24 protein-coding genes and 1 pseudogene are annotated in these 16,932 nt (G+C 72.9%); 11 read left to right on the top strand and 14 right to left on the bottom strand.

What is annotated here, in order from left to right; genetic code table 11:
* The first annotated feature begins 176 nt into the window (after window positions 1-176).
* From ACA361_RS41615 to ACA361_RS41605, 3 genes are all read left to right on the top strand, one after another.
* On the top strand, window positions 177-1,007 hold the full coding sequence (locus ACA361_RS41615; protein ID WP_375020675.1) for an ATP-binding protein: 831 nt from the start codon (window positions 177-179) through the stop codon (window positions 1,005-1,007).
* Window positions 1,008-1,146: 139 nt separating this feature from the next.
* Window positions 1,147-1,860 carry an ANTAR domain-containing protein gene (locus ACA361_RS41610; RefSeq protein WP_375020674.1) on the top strand — a complete coding sequence of 238 codons (714 nt, stop codon included), beginning with the start codon at window positions 1,147-1,149 and terminating at the stop codon, window positions 1,858-1,860.
* A 56-nt stretch (window positions 1,861-1,916) separates the two neighbouring features.
* Complete coding sequence (locus ACA361_RS41605) at window positions 1,917-3,077, top strand: GAF and ANTAR domain-containing protein (protein ID WP_375020673.1); 1,161 nt, start codon at window positions 1,917-1,919, stop codon at window positions 3,075-3,077.
* Between the two features lie 66 nt (window positions 3,078-3,143).
* Here the strand turns inward: ACA361_RS41605 and ACA361_RS41600 are convergent, their stop codons facing one another.
* Both ACA361_RS41600 and ACA361_RS41595 read right to left on the bottom strand, forming a co-directional pair.
* Window positions 3,144-3,524 (bottom strand): ANTAR domain-containing protein, encoded by a 381-nt coding sequence (locus ACA361_RS41600; protein ID WP_375020672.1) that lies wholly within the window; start codon window positions 3,522-3,524, stop codon window positions 3,144-3,146.
* Window positions 3,525-3,892: 368 nt separating this feature from the next.
* On the bottom strand, window positions 3,893-4,060 hold the full coding sequence (locus ACA361_RS41595) for a hypothetical protein (protein ID WP_375020686.1): 168 nt from the start codon (window positions 4,058-4,060) through the stop codon (window positions 3,893-3,895).
* On the opposite strand from ACA361_RS41595, the gene ACA361_RS41590 reads away from it, so the two are divergent.
* On the top strand, window positions 3,990-4,238 hold the full coding sequence (locus tag ACA361_RS41590; RefSeq protein ID WP_375020671.1) for a transposase: 249 nt from the start codon (window positions 3,990-3,992) through the stop codon (window positions 4,236-4,238). The genes ACA361_RS41595 and ACA361_RS41590 overlap by 71 nt on opposite strands.
* Here ACA361_RS41590 and ACA361_RS41585 read toward each other — a convergent pair.
* The gene (locus ACA361_RS41585; protein WP_375020670.1) at window positions 4,207-4,638 is read right to left on the bottom strand and encodes an SDR family NAD(P)-dependent oxidoreductase; all 432 of its coding nucleotides are present in this window, start codon (window positions 4,636-4,638) and stop codon (window positions 4,207-4,209) included. The genes ACA361_RS41590 and ACA361_RS41585 overlap by 32 nt on opposite strands.
* 90 nt (window positions 4,639-4,728) lie before the next feature.
* Between ACA361_RS41585 and ACA361_RS41580 the strand changes: the two genes are divergently transcribed.
* The gene (locus ACA361_RS41580) at window positions 4,729-4,929 is read left to right on the top strand and encodes a TetR-like C-terminal domain-containing protein (RefSeq protein ID WP_375020669.1); all 201 of its coding nucleotides are present in this window, start codon (window positions 4,729-4,731) and stop codon (window positions 4,927-4,929) included.
* A gap of 157 nt (window positions 4,930-5,086) precedes the next feature.
* Here ACA361_RS41580 and ACA361_RS41575 read toward each other — a convergent pair whose 3' ends face one another.
* Window positions 5,087-5,404 (bottom strand): STAS domain-containing protein, encoded by a 318-nt coding sequence (locus ACA361_RS41575; protein ID WP_375020668.1) that lies wholly within the window; start codon window positions 5,402-5,404, stop codon window positions 5,087-5,089.
* Between the two features lie 257 nt (window positions 5,405-5,661).
* Here ACA361_RS41575 and ACA361_RS41570 point away from each other — a divergent pair, with 257 nt between their 5' ends.
* Window positions 5,662-5,937, top strand: a complete 276-nt coding sequence (locus tag ACA361_RS41570) for a hypothetical protein (protein ID WP_375020667.1) — start codon at window positions 5,662-5,664, stop codon at window positions 5,935-5,937.
* 1,065 nt (window positions 5,938-7,002) lie between these two features.
* On the opposite strand, the gene ACA361_RS41565 is transcribed toward ACA361_RS41570, so the two are convergent.
* Window positions 7,003-7,305: a hypothetical protein gene (locus tag ACA361_RS41565; protein ID WP_375020666.1), complete on the bottom strand. Its 303-nt coding sequence runs from the start codon at window positions 7,303-7,305 to the stop codon at window positions 7,003-7,005.
* A 141-nt stretch (window positions 7,306-7,446) separates the two neighbouring features.
* The gene (locus ACA361_RS41560) at window positions 7,447-7,617 is read right to left on the bottom strand and encodes a hypothetical protein (protein ID WP_375020665.1); all 171 of its coding nucleotides are present in this window, start codon (window positions 7,615-7,617) and stop codon (window positions 7,447-7,449) included.
* 251 nt (window positions 7,618-7,868) lie between these two features.
* On the opposite strand from ACA361_RS41560, the gene ACA361_RS41555 reads away from it, so the two are divergent.
* The gene (locus ACA361_RS41555; RefSeq protein WP_375020664.1) at window positions 7,869-8,747 is read left to right on the top strand and encodes a universal stress protein; all 879 of its coding nucleotides are present in this window, start codon (window positions 7,869-7,871) and stop codon (window positions 8,745-8,747) included.
* Between the two features lie 40 nt (window positions 8,748-8,787).
* Here the strand turns inward: ACA361_RS41555 and ACA361_RS41550 are convergent, their stop codons facing one another.
* The 4 genes from ACA361_RS41550 to ACA361_RS41535 all read right to left on the bottom strand — a co-directional run bounded on the left by ACA361_RS41550 (window position 8,788) and on the right by ACA361_RS41535 (window position 11,704).
* Window positions 8,788-9,237 (bottom strand): pyridoxamine 5'-phosphate oxidase family protein, encoded by a 450-nt coding sequence (locus ACA361_RS41550; RefSeq protein ID WP_375020663.1) that lies wholly within the window; start codon window positions 9,235-9,237, stop codon window positions 8,788-8,790.
* Between the two features lie 502 nt (window positions 9,238-9,739).
* Entirely contained in the window at window positions 9,740-10,348 is a 609-nt protein-coding gene (locus ACA361_RS41545) for a CBS domain-containing protein (RefSeq protein WP_375020662.1), read from the bottom strand.
* Window positions 10,342-10,713 carry an STAS domain-containing protein gene (locus ACA361_RS41540; RefSeq protein WP_375020661.1) on the bottom strand — a complete coding sequence of 124 codons (372 nt, stop codon included), beginning with the start codon at window positions 10,711-10,713 and terminating at the stop codon, window positions 10,342-10,344. The genes ACA361_RS41545 and ACA361_RS41540 overlap by 7 nt, the downstream gene beginning before the upstream one ends.
* A 553-nt stretch (window positions 10,714-11,266) precedes the next feature.
* Window positions 11,267-11,704, bottom strand: a complete 438-nt coding sequence (locus ACA361_RS41535) for a pyridoxamine 5'-phosphate oxidase family protein (RefSeq protein ID WP_375020660.1) — start codon at window positions 11,702-11,704, stop codon at window positions 11,267-11,269.
* A 206-nt stretch (window positions 11,705-11,910) separates the two neighbouring features.
* Between ACA361_RS41535 and ACA361_RS41530 the strand changes: the two genes are divergently transcribed.
* The 3 genes from ACA361_RS41530 (at window position 11,911) to ACA361_RS41520 (ending at window position 14,074) form a co-directional block, all read left to right on the top strand.
* Window positions 11,911-12,408 carry a flavodoxin domain-containing protein gene (locus ACA361_RS41530; RefSeq protein WP_375020659.1) on the top strand — a complete coding sequence of 166 codons (498 nt, stop codon included), beginning with the start codon at window positions 11,911-11,913 and terminating at the stop codon, window positions 12,406-12,408.
* Window positions 12,409-12,908: 500 nt separating this feature from the next.
* Window positions 12,909-13,673 (top strand): ArsR family transcriptional regulator, encoded by a 765-nt coding sequence (locus ACA361_RS41525; RefSeq protein ID WP_375020658.1) that lies wholly within the window; start codon window positions 12,909-12,911, stop codon window positions 13,671-13,673.
* A complete protein-coding gene (locus tag ACA361_RS41520) occupies window positions 13,670-14,074 on the top strand; it encodes a VOC family protein (RefSeq protein ID WP_375020657.1) in 405 nt (134 codons plus the stop codon). The genes ACA361_RS41525 and ACA361_RS41520 overlap by 4 nt, the downstream gene beginning before the upstream one ends.
* A gap of 59 nt (window positions 14,075-14,133) precedes the next feature.
* Here the strand turns inward: ACA361_RS41520 and ACA361_RS41515 are convergent, their stop codons facing one another.
* Window positions 14,134-14,298, bottom strand: coding sequence for a hypothetical protein (locus ACA361_RS41515; protein WP_375020656.1), 165 nt, complete (start codon window positions 14,296-14,298; stop codon window positions 14,134-14,136).
* A gap of 516 nt (window positions 14,299-14,814) precedes the next feature.
* Here ACA361_RS41515 and ACA361_RS41510 point away from each other — a divergent pair.
* Complete coding sequence (locus ACA361_RS41510; protein ID WP_375020655.1) at window positions 14,815-15,270, top strand: ArsI/CadI family heavy metal resistance metalloenzyme; 456 nt, start codon at window positions 14,815-14,817, stop codon at window positions 15,268-15,270.
* On the opposite strand, the gene ACA361_RS41505 is transcribed toward ACA361_RS41510, so the two are convergent.
* The 3 genes and pseudogenes from ACA361_RS41505 to ACA361_RS41495 form a co-directional block, all read right to left on the bottom strand.
* On the bottom strand, window positions 15,221-16,138 hold the full coding sequence (locus ACA361_RS41505; RefSeq protein WP_375020654.1) for a radical SAM protein: 918 nt from the start codon (window positions 16,136-16,138) through the stop codon (window positions 15,221-15,223). The two genes, ACA361_RS41510 and ACA361_RS41505, sit on opposite strands and share 50 nt — an antisense overlap.
* Entirely contained in the window at window positions 16,135-16,593 is a 459-nt protein-coding gene (locus ACA361_RS41500) for a glycine radical domain-containing protein (protein ID WP_375020653.1), read from the bottom strand. Before ACA361_RS41500 ends, ACA361_RS41505 begins: the two co-directional genes overlap by 4 nt.
* Before the next feature lie 58 nt (window positions 16,594-16,651).
* A pseudogene (locus tag ACA361_RS41495) lies at window positions 16,652-16,783 on the bottom strand (hypothetical protein); the annotation flags it as partial.
* Window positions 16,784-16,932: the final 149 nt, after the last annotated feature.

Here is a 16,932-nt window from a genome sequence, read left to right as displayed (position 1 = left end):
CGGTGGGTTGAAGCCGGTTTGTGGCGGTGCTGTCCTGCGAGGTCGTGCCGCCCGGCTTGGCGGGGTGTGCGCCCCGGACCCTGGTGTCGCCCCGGTCTGTGCAGATGTCGGATCGGGTGAGGTCATTGATGGTGTCCAGGCGGGCCGCTTCCCGGTCCGCGTCGCCTGTCGCGGCGGTGTCGGCCGATGCGCGCGGCCACGTCGGCGTGGAACCGGCGGTGGCGGCCCCGTCTCGGCGCGTGCTGGTCAGTGCTGAGCAGTGGGAGGTGCTGGCCGCGGCTGCGGCGCTGGCGGGGATGAGCGTGCCCGATTACATCGCGGTGGCGGTGGCCGCTCGTGTCCGCCGGGACCTGGAGCATCTGGCCACCCCACTCTTAGAGCCCGGCAGGGGCGTGCAGGCGTGCGGGGAGGAGGCCGCGGGGCCGGCCGGACCGGTGACGGCGCTGGTGCGCGCGGCCGCGGCGCACGGTGCCGTCGGCGGCGGGCGGCTGGTGCACCGGGAGTTCGAGTGTGCTCAGGCGGCGGTGGCTCAGGGCCGGGTCTTGCTGCGTGAGGCCTGGCGGGAGTGGGGTGCGGTGGCGCTGGCCGGTGAGGGGATGCTGATGGCCAGCGAACTGGTCACCAACGCCGTGGTGCACGGTGGCGGAACGGTGTCGGTGTGGCTGGGAACGGGCCCGAGCGCCGGCGGGCACGGTCGCGGTGAGGTGGTGTGCGCTGTGGCCGATCCGAGTGCGGTGCCGCCTCGCCGCCGGCGGGCCGGCCGGGGTGATGAGAACGGGCGTGGGCTGGCGCTGGTGGCGGGGCTGGCGGACCGGTGCGGGTGGTATCGGGCCGGTGCGGGCAAGGTGGTGTGGTTCTCCCAGTGCCTGGGGCGTGCCGGCCACGATGGCGACTGCGGTCGCTGCCACGGTGAATGCCGGGGCGGTGACGCGGGCGGGGAGGGAGGTGCGGGTTTTCCGTTGGCGGCCGGTGCGCCGCATCCGCTGTTGGAGGGGGCGGTGCGGTAGAGCAACCGTCCCGGCCGGGCCTCGGGGCGTTCGGCCGCTGCCGCGCAGGGAGTGTGCCGGGCCGGTTCCGGAGTCGGCTGCCGGTGGGGGGCTTAGGTTGGGCGATGGCTGACATCGATGCGGTGGGCGGTGAGCGGTGGTGATCGGTGGTGAGGCGAGGGTCTGGGGGCTGATCGCCGCGTGCGCGCGGCGGCGGGCGGCTGCGGTCTCGGCGCAGGACGCCTGCATCGCTTGTGCGCGGGCGCTGGCTCTCAGCGGGGTCGGGGTGTCGCTGGTGGCTGGGGATCGGCTGGAGCCGGTGCAGGTGGCCGGGCGGTTGGGGCGTGAGTTGCTGGAGGCGGAGTTGACCAGCGGGGACGGCCCGTGTGTGGAGGCGGTGGCCACTGGTGGTCCGGTGCTGGTGGCGGATCTGGCCGAGCCGGTGTGCGGGCGGCGCTGGCCGGTCTTCACTGCGACCGCGCGGGCGGCCAGGGTGCGGGCGGCGTTCGCGTTTCCGCTGGGCAGTGGTGCGGCGCGGGTGGGGGTGCTGGTGCTGTGCCGCGATCGGCCTGGCCCCCTGGGGCCCGCTCAGCGCACCGATGCGCTGATCTTCGCCGACGCGGTCTGGACGCTGCTGCTCAACGACCAGGCCGGCGCCGCCGGGCAGCCGTTGCCGGCCGGGGCGCTGGCGCTGGGGCCGCAGATCCATCAGGCGGCCGGGATGGTGTCGGTGCAGCTGGACTGCGCCATCGACCAGGCGCTGGTGCGGCTGCGCGCGCACGCCTTCGCCCATGACGTTGCGCTCACCGAGGTCGCCCGGCAGGTGGTGGAGCGGCGGATCCGGTTCACCCCCGACCCCACCCCGCAGGACTGAGCAGGTTCCGGCAGGACCGAGCAGCATTGACGCTTCGAGGGGCCAGGGAGGCGACCATGACCGAGGCCGCAGAGGGACCGCCGCGTGATCAAGAGCTGCGGCGCCGGGGCGTGCGGACACGCCGGCGGATCGCCCAGACCGCTGAACGGGCCGCCCAGGCCGCCGTGCGGCAGCGGCAGGTGACCCGGGCCAACCGGCGGGCCGGTGAGCGCGCGGCCGCCGCCCGGCTGCGCGGTGACCGCGTTCGCGCGCAGCAGGCCCAGCTCACCGCACCGGCCGGGTTACTGAGCGAGCTGCAACGGGCGCTGGCCGGCCCGCCGGCCGGTGCCGCCGGTCACGGCGCGCCCGGGCCGCCGGTGAGAGCGGGGCGCGCCCGGCAAGGCACCGAGGTGGGCGGCAGGGCCTACGACGGCCCAGGCGGCGGGCGTAGGCTGCCGGGTGTGAGTACCCTTCCTGCCCCTGAACCTCACCGGGTGGCGCGGGCGTTCGTGGCGCTGGCCGACACGCTGGTGTCGGGGTTCGACGTGATCGATTTCCTGCAGGAGCTGGCGGAGCGGTGCGTGAACCTGCTGGAGGTGGACGCGGTCGGGATCCTGGTGACCGATCAGCGCGGTCATCTGCGGCTGATGGCGGCCTCCAGCGAGCAGACCCGGCTGCTGGAGCTGTTCCAGCTGCAAAACGAGCAGGGCCCCTGCCTGGAGGCCTTCCACGATGGCGCCGTGGTGCACTGCACCGACCTCAACCACGACGACGCGGCGGCACGCTGGCCACGCTTCACCCCGCGCGCCCGCGAGGCCGGGTTCGCCGCGGTGTCGGCGCTGCCGATGCGGCTGCGCACCGAAGTGATCGGCGCGATGAACCTGTTCCGCGCCCGGCCCGGTGCCCTCGCCGCCGACCAGGCTGCTCTCGGGCAGGCGATGGCCGACATCGCCACCATCGGGCTGCTGCAAGAACGCGCCATCCGCCAGGGCGAGATCCTCACCCAGCAACTGCAGACCGCCCTCAACAGCCGGGTGGTCATCGAGCAGGCCAAAGGCGTTCTGGCCGAACGGCACGGCTGCTCGATGGAACAGGCCTTCACCGCCCTGCGCGACCACGCCCGCAGCCACAACCACCGCCTCACCGACCTCGCCCACGCCCTGATCACCCGCACCCTGGACCCCACCGAACTCCACCGGCTCGACCAGAGCGTCACCGGCACCGGCAGCACCGGCTGACCAGCAAAGCCGCCCCCCGAACACCATCGCCCCTGACCGCAATCCCCACCGCCGGGCTGAGCACCGTCAAGAGCCGCTGTCGGGATCGCCGTCAGGCTGCAGCCGGCGCTCGACCACGCGCCGGGCGAGATCGCCGATCGGCTCATCGTGAGCGAAGGCGTAACCGCGCAGCCGCACCAGCGCATCGGCGACCGGCACGTCCAGCAACGCCGCCAGCACCCCCGCGGCCTGATGCACCACCGGCGGAAACCCGAACGGCGGCTCACCCGCGGCCATCTCGGCCAGCCGCATCGCCACCGGATGCTGCGAGAACGCCACCGCCGCCGCCACACCGGCCAGCGCCTCACCATCGGCCGCCTGCCCGGCCGTCAACGCCCCGGCCCGGCACCGGTAGAAGTCCACCGCACCGATCCGCACCCCACCCACCTGCAGCACAAACGCGAACACCGCCCGCACCCCCGCGCCGCCACCACCGGCACGAACCCCGGCCACCGCCCCGCCGCAGCCGCCAGATCGGGCACCAGCACCGGCACCACAGCAGCGTAGGCATCGGTGCACGGCCCCTGCCCGCACGCCAGCTGCGCCTCCTCCACCAACACCCCCAGCTCATCCGAGGCGCACCCCAGCTCCCGCACCCCCGGCGCGGTCAGCAACGTCACCCCGAACCCATCGGCGCCCACCACCTCGGCCGCCACCGCACACACCCGCTCCAGCGACACCGGCCCGCCCAGGCCGGCCGACCCCTCGGCCGCCCGCCGCCACGCCCACTCCTGCCGGTCCACACCCGCACCGTACTCCTGGGGCACCGAACCACCTCAGTAGCGGACCCGGCCGGACTCGGCGGCCGACCAGGACTCCAGCGGCACCCCGCCGCCCCGCTCCGCGGCCGCGCTCACCCGCCACGACGAGCGAATGGGGGAGTCGCTGTTGCCTGCGCCCAAGAGGCCGGGCCGGCCGTCGCGATGGCCCAGACGCCAGCACATCGACGGGATACGCCGGCGGGTCCGGGCCGGTGCGCCCTGGCGCGACGTACCGGCCCGCTACGCACGCCCGGACCGGAAGCAGCGCGGTGATGCCGGTTCATGGAGAAGACACGGCCGGCGATTGAGGTCGGGTGAGGTCCGGACGGTCAGTCGATCTGCGGCCCTGGCGCGGCCATGAGCTGAACGCTGGTTCCGCCGTCCACCGCCAGCGCCTGCCCGGTGATGTAGGACGCCGCGTCCGAGCAGAGCCAGACGATCGCCTCCGCCTGCTCGACGGCCGTCGCGTACCTCTTGAGCGGAACGAGCGCGTCCACCATGGCGGCACGCTCGGCGCCGATGCCGCCGGACCGCGAGCTCTGTGCCAGTGCAGGGGTGTCGGTCCACCCGGGGCACAAGGCGTTCACGCGGACACCGGCCTGGCCGCACTCGTTGGCGGCGGTGGCCGTGAGGTGGATGATTCCGGCCTTGCTGGCCCCGTACGCGGGACGCGTGGGCGATGCCTTGAGCCCGCCGACCGAGGCGACGTTGACGATCGCGCCCGCGCGCTGCCGCACCATCTGGCGCAGCTGCCGCCTCACGCGATCCCATGTCCTCTGGTCGGCGTTCACGATGGGCGCCGCGTCTCCGGCGGCGGCCATCGTGAACGCCGGTGGAACGCCGAGCGCGCCATGGCGCGATTCGCGCGCCTCGACCGGGACGCCGTCGGGCCGGTGCCCGACGAGGTGATCTCCGTGTCCAGCACTGGAGCGCTGGTATCGGTGTTGTCCTGGTGGGTCACCAACGACTTCCCCCTAAGGCCCGAGACCATGGCCGAGCAGGTGACGTCGCTGCTGGGACGGGGGACGCGCGCCGCCGCGGGCCTGCACTGATCCGCAGGGCCGCGTTCCAGCGCGTGTTCTGGGCGGGCAGCGGCGCGATCGAGCAGGGCTCGAACCTGCCAGGTCCTGGACAACCTGCAGCGACTGGCTGGCCGAGGAGTTCAGGCTGGACGGGTTCGGATGGATCAAGGGCCAGAGACTCAAGGCCCTAGCCGTCGCCGGCCTCAGCCAGCCAGGTCAGTTCGGTCAGCTCCAGCAGCCGCCACATCCCGGCGGACATCCCGGCCAGCAGCAGCGGAACCCCCTCCCGCCGGGCAGCGTTGCGCAGCGCCACCAGCGCTCCCAGCCCCGAGGCGTCGATGAACGACACCCCGCCCATCTGCACCACCACCCGCTCGGCCCGGCACCGGTCGCCTATCCCGGCCAGCACCCTGCCCACGCAGTCCAGCAGCGGATCGGCCGTGGCCACATCCACCTCTCCGACCACCCGCACCGTCACCGTGCCACCGGCACGGCCGACCGACACGCGAAAAGCGTCCACATGATCCATCGGGCCCAGCTCCCGGGGTCGCGGCGGAACGTTGCCGACGACCGCGAACCACCCGCCCCTGACCGGGACCGGGCGCAAGCTCTCCGCCCGACCAGGGGAACGCGCCAACGGCCGCCGGAACCGACATCCGTCGTGACGCGGGGTCTGGGCGGCACGCAAGAGATCGATCGGTGAGCGATACACCAAACGTCACGATCACCGTAATCGCATCCTTCACCACCTAGCGTAGCGATATGTCGTTGATCGGTCCACCGAACCTCCACTCGCGGTACCCGCAGAAGCATGGTGTTGCCGTCATCGGCTGGGGCCTGGAGCCGGGCCTGACATCGGCCGAGCTTGCCGATCCGGTCGCCGCGCGGCGCAGGATCGTCCAGCTGGAAACCGAACTGGCCGTCACCAGACGGGCGGTCGAGCTGGTGAGAGAGGCGGTGCCCCCAACGACGCTTCCAAGCCATCGCGGTGATGGCCGGGCGAAGGCCCGCCCATCAAGGCCGGCTGCCGCGTCCTGAGCGTGTCCGAACCGGGGTTCCACATGTGGCGCAAGCGGCCGCCTTCACCGCGGGTCATCCGGTACGTGTGGCGGACCGAGCAGATCCAGGGGATGGACAGTGCTACCGCCCCCAGTGCGATGACGTCGTGCGGGCATGGTCGACATGGCGAGCTCGACGATCACGAGTCTGCGGCTCCTACGCGCGCATAAGCCTGTCGGCCTGAATGGTCCGTTCGGCACGTCCTCGGAGAGCTGGAACATCCCGCCTCGCAGGCCCATCCCAGAGGCAGGGTCGATGCCTGCACGCTCGCGGCAGGACACGGAAGTGCAGAGGCCGCCGAGGCGAGATGGCCGAGGACCACCAATGGATCTCGCGGCCGGACTGCTGCAAGGTCACCAGCGCCCACGGCTGGGTCTGCAGCCGACCTGCCGAGCACCCTGACGGGCACGCCTTCACCGTCGAGCGCTTGCCTACGAGGTCCGGGAACCCCGTCTTGAGCCGGGCCAGTTGGAGCAGAGGCCATACGTGTAGGAGATCCCTCTGAGGTGCGGATGTACACGCCTCCACCCTGATCGGAACCTGTCGAACACCTGACCGCCGACCCCTGACCGGGGGCTGATCGAACGGGATGTCCCAGCCCGGCCATGACGCTGTGCCGTTACCGGTGGGGCGGCAAGATGCCGCAGCGTGGACGTGGGCGCTGTGGTGCCGTACGGAGGTGGCCGGCCCTCTATCCAGGCTCGGGCAAAGGGCGTAAGCAGAAGGAGGGAAAGGCCCGAGGCGTCCGATCTGGCCCCGTGGCCGCTGGGGGGGGTAAGCGACCCGGCGACCAAGCTTCGGGCCTTTCTCCTTGACCTGACCTAAACCCGGCAGCGCGCGCCGGTCAAGTGGCCGGGCCGGGCCCGCGCTACGACCGCGGCACCCGCCAGCTCGACGGCCGCGCCACCTACCGCCTCGCCTCCCGGCTGGCCAGCGGGTCCTGATCAGAGCGCCCAGGCCATCCAGGGACCATGTCGGCGCCACTCAAGGCTTGCCCGCGCGGCGCTCACCCAGCAACGCGAGCGATTGCCCGCGGCAGGCTGCTCATGCCAGCTCTGTGAGCGCGGCCATGTTGACGAGCAGATGCATGGCGTCGTCGACGACGATCTTCCCGAGACCGACGATGATGCCGCGGCGGCGTGGCGGGCCGAGCTGGTCAAGGGGTACCGGACGGTGCAGCAGTTCATCGAGCTGCTGTCGGAGGTCACGCGCCGCCCTGCGGCGCTGGCTCGGAGCAGGTGGAGCCGGCCAGCGCCGGAACGGTCGATGGAGGAAGGCGAGTGCCGTGGAGCGGCCGACCGCAGTAGTGATCGACGCCGTCGTCTTCGCGCTGACGGCGATCACCACCACCCACATGACGTCCCGCGCGGGCAAGTAGCGAGGAGTGGACGGCGCGCCGCCCGGTGCCGGCCTGGAAGCGACAGGTACGGGCGGCGTCACCCACCCGGCCTTCCACGCCGGCGTGCTCCGCGCGTCGTCCCGCCGTGTTCACTCGCCGCTGTCGGTTCCGGCGGCGGCCCTTTCGGCCGTGATGCGGAAGACGGGCGTGTGTTCGGCGATGCGCTCGAACTCCTCCAGCGGCGCCCGCACGTCCACCGGGACGTGCGGGCGGGCGCCGGGTGCGCACTGCAGATAGCGGCGCAGGATGGGGCGCGGCACTCCGGCGTCACCTCTTCGAGACGGACGTTCTCGCGCCGCCCGTGCCGTAGTACGACCCGGTTCCCGGCCGCGCGGACGTGACGTAGCCGGTTCGCTTCGGCGCCGAGCATCGCGGGCGCGTGCCGGCATGCCGCGTTCAGCGGCGCGTGCGATGGGGTGTCCGTCCGCGGTTCGCCTCTCGGGACCGACGTCATCGGAGCCGGGACCAAGGTCCACCTCTGAGGGCCGGAACGGAGATCTAGCGTGTGGCCATGAACGAGATCGTGGTGGGGGTGGACGGCTCCGAACCCGGCATGGCCGCCGTCGATCGGGCGGCCTGGGAGGCCGTGCTGCGGAACGCCCCGCTGCGCGTCGTCCACTCGGCCCCGCCCTGGCTGTTCCACCCGCCGGCCACGCACCGGCTCGCGGCCGTCCGCGACTGGATGTACGCCAATGGCGAGGAGATCCTGCGGAGAGCGCTGGCCCGGGCTCGCGGCAAGGCTCCCGGGGTACGGGCGTCCGGCGAGCAGATCGGCGGGCAGGCCGCCGACGTGCTGATCAGGGAATCGGCCGAGGCGGCCATGGTCGTCGTCGGCGGCCACGGTGCCGGTGCGCTGGCCGATCTGCTGCTGGGGTCGGCCGCTCTGCAGGTCGTCTCGCACGCCGTTTGCCCCGCCGTGGACGTGCGCCCCGGCGGGGATGCGCACGCGCAGGACCCGACCGGGGAGATCGTCGTCGGCGTGGACGGCTCACCGGGCAGCGCCGATGCCCTCGGCTTCGCCTTCGAGGAGGCGGCACTGCGCAAGGCCCCCTTGCGGGCTCTGCTGGCTCGGAGCCGTCCCGCCTCGCAAGGGCCGGGTGACATGCAGCCGCTGGTGCACGACCCGGCCGTGGTGATGAAGGAGGAAAGGGCGCTGACCGAGTTCGTGGCGGGATGGGTCTCCGAGTACCCCGACGTGGCCTTCACGCATCAGGTGGTGCACGCCAGGCCCGCACGCGCGCTGGTCGAAGCCTCGGCCGGGGCCGGCCTTCTGGTGGTGGGGGCGCGGGGGAGGGGCGGATTCTCCGGCCTGCTGCTCGGTTCGGTCGGCCACGCGGTGCTCCACCGCGCCCGCTGCCCGGTCGCCGTGGTGCCACACCGGCGGCGCTGACCGCTCGGGAGCCCCGGACGGCGGATGCCGCAGAGGTCGCCTACACCGTCCGTTGTGAGGTGTGCTGATGCGGGTGCGCACCGCCGTCCGGGATGCGGCGGCCGGTGATGATGTCCGCGCGGATGCGGAGGAAATGGTCGCGTTCGCCAGGCGCCCATGGATGGAGGGGAAGGTCGCGCAGGGCGGCCAGGTCCGCGGAGTCGGTGACGGCATGGGCACGCCCGACCACGACGACCGACCACCCGCTGCGGTCGGTGGCGTCGAAGTCGTCGATCTCGAAGGCGACGACCGCGTCGCCGGCGGCGGCCGCCAGGCGGGAGGACGCGGAGGTGCGCACGACGACGTCATCACCGGTGAAGGCGAAGTTCACCGGCTGGATCGCGGGAAGCGCCCGGTCGGTGAAGACGATGCGCCCCAGTGACGCGGCGGCGAGCAGGGACCGGCACTCCTCGGCGTCGAGGATCTCCAGTCCACCCTGATCGAATGGCATGGTCACAGCTTGACACGGCGGGGACACCGATCGTCAGGGACCAAAGTCCCCAATCCGCACCACAGGGCTGACGTGCTGTTTTCGAAGCAGGTAAGATCCCCTGCCCGCTTCGCGTGCCGTGCGGACCCTCCTGCCCGGGCCGGCGGGCGCGCGCCGTCACCCGCGGCCGAGCCGCCGGTGGCCCGTGCCGAACGAGACCGGTCCCAGCACCAGCAGCGGCTCCACGATGCCCAGCCCGCCCGGGAGCGGCCCAGCAGGCGCACCGGGATGACCGCCAGGTGCAGCGCGGCGAGGACGGCCGGAGTGGTCGCGACCCGCGCCACGTGCGCCACCGGCAGGAAGGCCGCATCGCGAGGTTCCACACTGGCGCGGTCCCGTGACCGCGTCCCGCCGCGGCCGGGCCCTTCACCGGAGCCGGCGGCCCCGGTCCGTCGTGGTGCGGTCGCCGGCATTTTGGTCTCCTTCGCGCGGCACGTGGCACCGCATGCCGGTACCGGGGTGGTCAGTCGCGGCCGGAGCCGTCCAGGACGGCGACCCTGGTGACGCCGGGGACGGTACGGACGATGGCGTCGGCCAGCCGCCGCGCGGACTCGTCGCCCCGGCCGTGCAGCTCGACGATGCCGTCCCACACGGTGACCGCCCACCGGCCCTGCTCGCCGTACTCGGCCAGCGTCGCGGTGACGTCGTCGTGGACGCGCGCGTCGCCCCGGGCCAGGACGGCGATGAGGTCGCGGCGGCTGACCATGCCGATCAGCTCGCCGTCGGCCACGACGGGCACGCTCTTGATCCCGGTACGGACCATCATGTCGGCCAGCGCGGCGGCGTCGGAGTTGGCGCACGCGATGCGGACGTCGGCGGTCATGACGTCGGAGACCAGGCGCGGCGGCGCCTCGCCGCGCCCGGCGACCGGCCGCGCGAAGGCGCGCGGGTCGGCCTCGAACGCGCCGCGCAGCAGGTCCATCTCGCGGACGATGCCGACCATGCGCCCGCCCGACCGGGCGACCGGCGCGGCGGTGATGTCGTGCTCGTGCAGGACCCGGATCGCCTGGCGGACGGTGGCGTACGGCGGAACGGTCACCACCGGAGCGGTCATCACTTCGTGGGTCAGCATGGGGCACCTCCGCGGAGGCTCGGGCCGGGGCGCAGGAAGCGGCGGTCGGTTCCGGTGATCCGCAGCAGACTGCGCAGCCCGGGGCGGGCCCCGACCATCGTGATCGTCCCGCCGCACGCCGCGGCCAGGTCGGCGGCAAGTTCCACCGCGGCCAGCCCGGCCGAGTCGCAGAAACCGAGCCGCGAGGCGTCGATCACCACGTTCGGCCGCCGGGTGCCGATCACACCGGCCAGCGCCGCGCCGAAGGAACCGGCGGTGGCCATGTCGAGCTCGCCGCTCACCCCCACCACGGTGGACGTGTCCGTGGTGCTCCACACCACGGTCGCCAGGCGGACGCTCTCTCCGGCCGCAAGGTTGGGTCGCATCGTGCGCCTTCCCACGCATTCCTTCAGGACGGTTCCATCCTTCGCCCGCCGCTGCGGCACCGACAGGGACCAAGGTCCTTCCCGGCCCGGACGAGGTCCGTGATTCACCTCGCATCAACGGCCGTTCCGCCCGGACCGCGAGGCCCGGCGGCCTGGCCGGCGGGGACCTTGGTCCTCATCGCGGTCAAGGGGGAGTGTTCTACTCCGCCCCGAGGGCGAGCCAGTGGCACTTGCGGGCGGAACGGACGGCCCCGCTGGACGAGGCGAGCCAGTACGCGCAGGAAGCCGGTCAGGCCCTCGTGGCTGCGAGCGGCCGGGCGGCGTCGCTGCTCGCCGTCGGCACCCGCGGAGCCCGCGGCTTCCCGAAGTGGCCGTGACCCCGGCGATGGCAGCCAGGCCCTCCTTCCCAGGCCCTGGTCACGGTGCCGGAAAGCGGCGCTGGTCGTGGTCGGGGACTACGAACGGCGCCATCGGCGCGGCATGCCCCTCGGCCGCGTGAACCACTCCGTCCCGCACCGTGCGTGCCCGTGGCGGTCGTCCCGGCCCCGTCTGCTCAGGCGGCTCGGCCGCCATGCTCGGGCGCATGGAGAGCGAACCGCCGCCCCGTCATCATCCGGTTGCCGATGCGGAACGTGCGAACGCTCCCGCGGACCGGCCGCGCACGTGATCCCGCCGGCCACGGCCCCGCGTGATCCGAGGACTCGGGCGGCGTCCCGGCCCTGCCGATGATGGTGACCGACCAGCCCGTGCCCGCCGGGCCGGAACCGTCGACCTCGAAGGCCACGATGGCGTCCCGCACCGCCGCGGCGAGTTCCGAGTCCGGTGCGGTGAACACCGTCACGTCCCCGTTCGCGTCCAGCGCGAAGGCGACCGGCTGGATCGCGGGCAGCGCCCGCCGGGTGTACACCACCCGGCCGACCTTCACGGAGCGTGTCAGCGCCAGGCATTCGTCCCGGCCGAGCTCCGGGATGTCGTCACCGTTCGTCTGCATGGCACCAGGCTCCACCCGGGCTGATGGCGGAGAGCAGAGGCCAACGTCCTGGCCGGAGGGTGGCGTACGCCGTCAGAGAGCATCGCCTGAACGCCGCCGGGGCACGAGCCGGGGACCAACGACTCTAGGTCGGTCCACCGGCGGGCGGTGGACTCCAGACGAGGGGAGGGCACGTCCGGTGCCTGACACGAGCGGGAGGAGGCGGCATGCCCAGAATCCTTGTGACCTACGGTTCCAAGCGGGGCGGGACCGCCGAGATCGCCGAATGGATCGTCGAGGCGCTGCGCGAGGAGGGCATCGAGGCCGAGGCCCGCCGGGCCGGCCTGGTGCAGGACGTCACCGGCCATGACGCCGTGATCGTGGGCGGTGCCCTGTACGCCTCCCGGTGGCACCGGGACGCGCGCCGCTTCGTCCGGGCGCACCGGGACGCGCTGGCGTCCCGGCCGGTCTGGCTGTTCAGCAGCGGCCCGCTGGACGAATCGGCGGCCGACCGGCAGCCCGCGCCGGTGCGGGGCGTCGCCGGCACCATGCGGCACCTTGGAGCGCGCTGGCACGTCACCTTCGGAGGGCGGCTGGTCCCCGGCGCGCACGGGACGATCGCTTCCAAGATCGCGCAAAGCGCGAGCGGCGACTACCGCGACCGCGAGCGAATCCGGAAAAGGGCCAAGGGCGTCGCCCTGGAACTCCGGGCGCTCGTCGCCTGAGCCCGCTGGATAGAAGTGCGCTGAAGCTGCGCCTTGGGCCTTGGCACTGCGCGCAGCCCCAGCCGCGGATACCGGGCGAGCGCCATGTGGCCGGTCACGTACGTCGTGATGAGGCACGTGGCCGATCACATGGCGGTGAGCGCCTCGTGCCGCTCCAGCTCCGAGAACGACCTCTGGAGTCCGCTCCTCCGATGCAGGTCGGTAAGGCGCCGGAGCCTCGTGTTCAGTCGTATCACCTGGGCTCGGTCGGCGTCCGGGGGCCGGTGCCGGGTGTGCCGATCAGCATGGACATGAGAACGGCAGGCGCTGGAACGGGGCCGTCGACGAGGCCCGGCGGCACGAGATGTCGCTGTCCGCGCTGCACCTCTGGGATGTCTACATCGTGGGCTCGATGGCCAGGGGCACCGTGGATCTTCTGGGGTTCGGTCCAAGGATTCCGGCCATGGCCAGTTCTCTCGCTCGCTCTTAAGCATCAAATCCGTTTGATGTACCGTCGCCCTATGGTGCCGCCCGGGCAAGCCGATCCGCGGTCGTTCCTCGGCCTGGTCGCTCATCCGCTGCGCTGGCGGCTGGTGGCCGAGCTGGCACGCGGCGACCTGCGCGTGGGAGAACTCGTCGGCCTGGTCGCCCAGCCGCAGAACCTGGTCTCCTACCACCTGCGGCTGCTGCGCCAGGGCGGGCTGGTCACCGCGACCCGGAGCAGCTTCGACGGCCGCGACAGCTACTACCACCTGGACCTGGACCGGTGCGCGCACGCGCTGGCGGGCACCGGTGCCGCCCTGCACCCGGCACTGCGGATGGCCCCGGCCGCTCCCGCCTTCGCCCCTGGACGGCCGCCGGTGACCGTTCTGTTCGTGTGCACCGGCAACAGCGCCCGCTCTCCGATCGCCGAAGCCCTTCTACGCGACCGCACCGCCGGGCGGGCCGAGGTGGCCAGCGCGGGCAGCCGTCCCAAAGCGACGCTGCATCCCCGCGCGGTCCAGGTCCTGCGCGACCGGTACGGCATCGACATCGCGGGCCGGCGCCCCCGCCATCTGGACGCCGTGCGCGGCCGCCGCTTCGACCACGTCATCACCCTGTGCGACAAGGCCCGCGAAGTCTGCCCCGAATTCGGCGACTCCGCCCGGCGCGTCCACTGGAGCATCCCGGACCCGGCCACGGCGGGCCGCACCGAGCACGCCGCGTTCATCGGCGCCGCCGACGACATCGACACACGCATCCGCCACCTACTGCCCGTCCTCGCCGCATCGGAGGCCCAGCAATGACGGCACCCGGCCAGTACGCCAGCGTCCGCTACCTCGTCGACGACGTCCAGGCGGCCGTCGACTTCTACACGACCCACCTCGGCTTCACGCTCCACGCCAGTGCCGCGCCCGCGTTCGCCGACGTGGTACGCGGCCCGCTGCGGCTGCTGCTGTCCGGTCCCGCCAGCTCCGGCGCCCGTGCCACCCCCGCCGAGCATGCCGCCGCCGGACGCAACCGCATCCACCTGATCGTCCAGGACCTCGACGCCGAGATCGCCCGCCTGCGGGCCGCGGGCCTGCCGTTCCGCAGCGACGTCGTCGCCGGTCCCGGCGGGCGCCAGTTCCTGCTCGCCGACCCCGCCGGCAACCTCATCGAGGTGTTCGAATCCGCGTCGCGGCCCGCCGGGTCTCACCACCCCTGAGGAACTCCGCCCGCCGCGAGACGTGATCGGCATGCCCCCGCGCACGCCGGCGGGGGCTGTCAGCCGAGTGCGACGATCATGCTGGTCACCGCGAGTGCGAGCGCAGCTGGTGTGCCGATGTACCGCTCCGGCTGGCTGCGGGCCAGCGCGTTGGTGACGGTGCTGAGCACCGAGAGCCCGAAGACCGCCCAGGTGCCGGCGACCGCTAGAGGCCGAGCCAGCACGTCGATCCCGCCTGCTCGGCTCGAGAAACGACGGCTGCGAACGCGACGTACAGGACGAGCGCGGCGGCACTCCCGATCCGCAGCCGGACCGGAAGCACCCCGTGCTGCCCCCGCCCCACGCGAGCCCGCCCCACGGCGCGCCGCACACGAGCGCGAGTTGGAGCACCGCCAGCAGCGTGAGGACAGCGACGAAGAGGACCGCAGCCGGCGCGGCGCCCGCTTAACGAGCGTCCCCTGTGCCCGCCACGGAGTGGAGACCGCCGCCGACCGTCCCCGCGCGGTCAGGATCGAACGGTTGCGACTTAGATGTCCATCTAATTTGACTTCGATCTATATAGGGCGTCAGACTTGGTCCAGTGCCTAGTTAGACCAACTTCGAAGCAATGGGTGCGGGGATGATCCATCGCCGTCCGCCGGCTCGCGTGCCACTGGCACGGTCCTGGCGCGCCCCCATGCCCCGGTCACCGGGCCGGGGCGCCCGCTGTAGCCGCACGTACCCGACGAGAGGGGAACCCGATGTCCCGCGTCCAGCTCGCTCTGCGCGTGTCCGACCTGGAAGGCTCGATCGCCTTCTACACCAAGCTGTTCGGCACCGGACCGGCCAAGATCCGCGACGGTTACGCCAATTTCGCCGTCACCGAGCCGCCGCTCAAGCTCGTCCTGATCGAGGCCGAGGGCAGCGAGCCCACGCGCCTGGACCACCTCGGCGTCGAGGTCGAGACCACCGGCCAGGTCACCGCCGCCGGACGGCGCCTGGCCGACGCCGGACTGGCCACGTTCGAGGAGAACGACACCTCCTGCTGCTACGCCGTCCAGGACAAGGTCTGGGTCACCGCACCCGGGCGAGAGCCCTGGGAGGTGTACGTGGTCAAGGGCGACACCGACACCCTGACCAAGGCCGAGGACTCGGCATGCTGCACCGCTACCGCCGGTGAGTCCGCGACGGCGCCCGCGGGTTCCGCCTGCTGCTGAACGCCTGACGTGGGCAGGATGCCCGCGGCCCGCCGAGGCCGCGGGCACCGCTCCGGCTTCCGCGGTCAGCGGGTGGCCAGGCCGTGGGCCTGGAAGGTCGCCTGAACCCGGGCGACGAGGTCGGTGCCGGGCGGTTCGGCGTCCCTGAGGGGAAGGGGATCCCGGGCCGGTCGTACTTGGCAGCGCCGAGGCGGTGGGACGGCAGGACGTCCACGTACTCGATGTTCGGGAGCGCGGCGGAGAACGAGGCGATGCCCGCGACCTCGTCCGGCCCGGCGGTGACGCCCGCCCCGAGCACGAAGCGCACCCACACCGGCACCCACACCGGCACCCGCAGCCGGGCCAGCCGTTCGGCGAAGCGGAGCGTCGGGCGCAGCTCGGCGCCGGTGAGGCGGCGGTAGGCGGACGGGTTCCATGCCTTGATGCCGAGCAGGATCAGGCCGGTGCTGGCGAGCAGGGCGTCGGACGCCCTAGCGCCGAGAAACTCGGAGGTGTCGAGGGCGGTGTGCAGCCCGAGGGCGCGGCAGCGGCGCAGCAACTCGCCGGTGAAGGCCGGCTGGAGCAGCGGTTCGCCGCCGCTGATCGTGACGCCGCCGCCCGCGACCGCGAGGAAGTCCCGGTACTTGGCGATCTCGGCCATCAGCCCGTCCACGGTGGCCCGGCGGCCGTCGCGCATCCGCTGGCTGTCGGGGTTCTCGCAGTACAGGCAGCGCAGCGGGCAGCCGCTGGTGAAGATCACGAACCGGGTGCCCGGCCCATCGACCCGGGTGGACAGGTCCCAGGAACGGACGGCACCCGAGGAGGCCGGGCCGCCGGGCTCGCGCAGCTCGGCGACGGCTTCGCTCAGGACGCGCTCGCGGGCGTTCACAGCGCACCGTGGAAGGTGCGGCCGACGACGTCGCGCTGCTGTTCGGGCGTGAGCCGCACGAAGTTGACCGCGTAACCGGACACGCGGATGGTCAGCTGCGGGTACTTCTCCGGATGCGCCATCGCGTCGAGCAGCGTGGCCCGGTCGATCACGTTGACGTTCATGTGGAAGCCGCCGGAGGCCGCGTACCCGTCGAGGATCTCCGCCAGGTTGGCGACCCGGTCGTCCTCGGTACGGCCGAGGCGGGCGGGCATGACGGTCTCGGTCAGCGAGATCCCGTCGCGGGCCCGGTCGTAGGGGATCTTCGCGACCGACAGCGCGGCGGCGACCATCCCGTGCCGGTCGCGGCCGTTCATGGGGTTGGCGCCGGGCGCGAACGGCTCTCCGGCGCGGTGGCCGTCGGGAGTGTTGCCGGTGTGGCAGCCGTACACGACGTTGGACGTGATGGTGAGCACGGTCGGCGTCTCGGTAGGCAGGGTGGCGGCGCACCTTGGCCATGAACGACTCGACCGGCGCGACCGGCTCGACGGTGATGCGGTCGGCGCGGTCGTCATTGTTGCCGTTCGCCGAGTAGTCGCCGTCGATGGTGTGGTCGACCGCGAGGCCGGGCTCTTCACAGATCACGCCGACCCGGGCGTACCTGATCGCCGAGAGGCTGTCGGCGGCGGCCGACAGGCCGGCGATCCTCCGGGCGGGCGGTCTCGCGCCCCGGTGGCCGGGGCCGCCCGATTCCCGCGCTCCTCCGCGGCGTCCCTGCGGGGACGGCCGGAGCTCATCGGCTGCGGGGCGAAGGT

This window comes from Actinomadura sp. 21ATH (assembly GCF_041951345.1).
Lineage (GTDB): Bacteria > Actinomycetota > Actinomycetes > Streptosporangiales > Streptosporangiaceae > Spirillospora.
The sequence above is the reverse complement of the archived record's forward strand: the minus strand, read 5'-3'. Positions and strand labels throughout refer to the sequence as shown.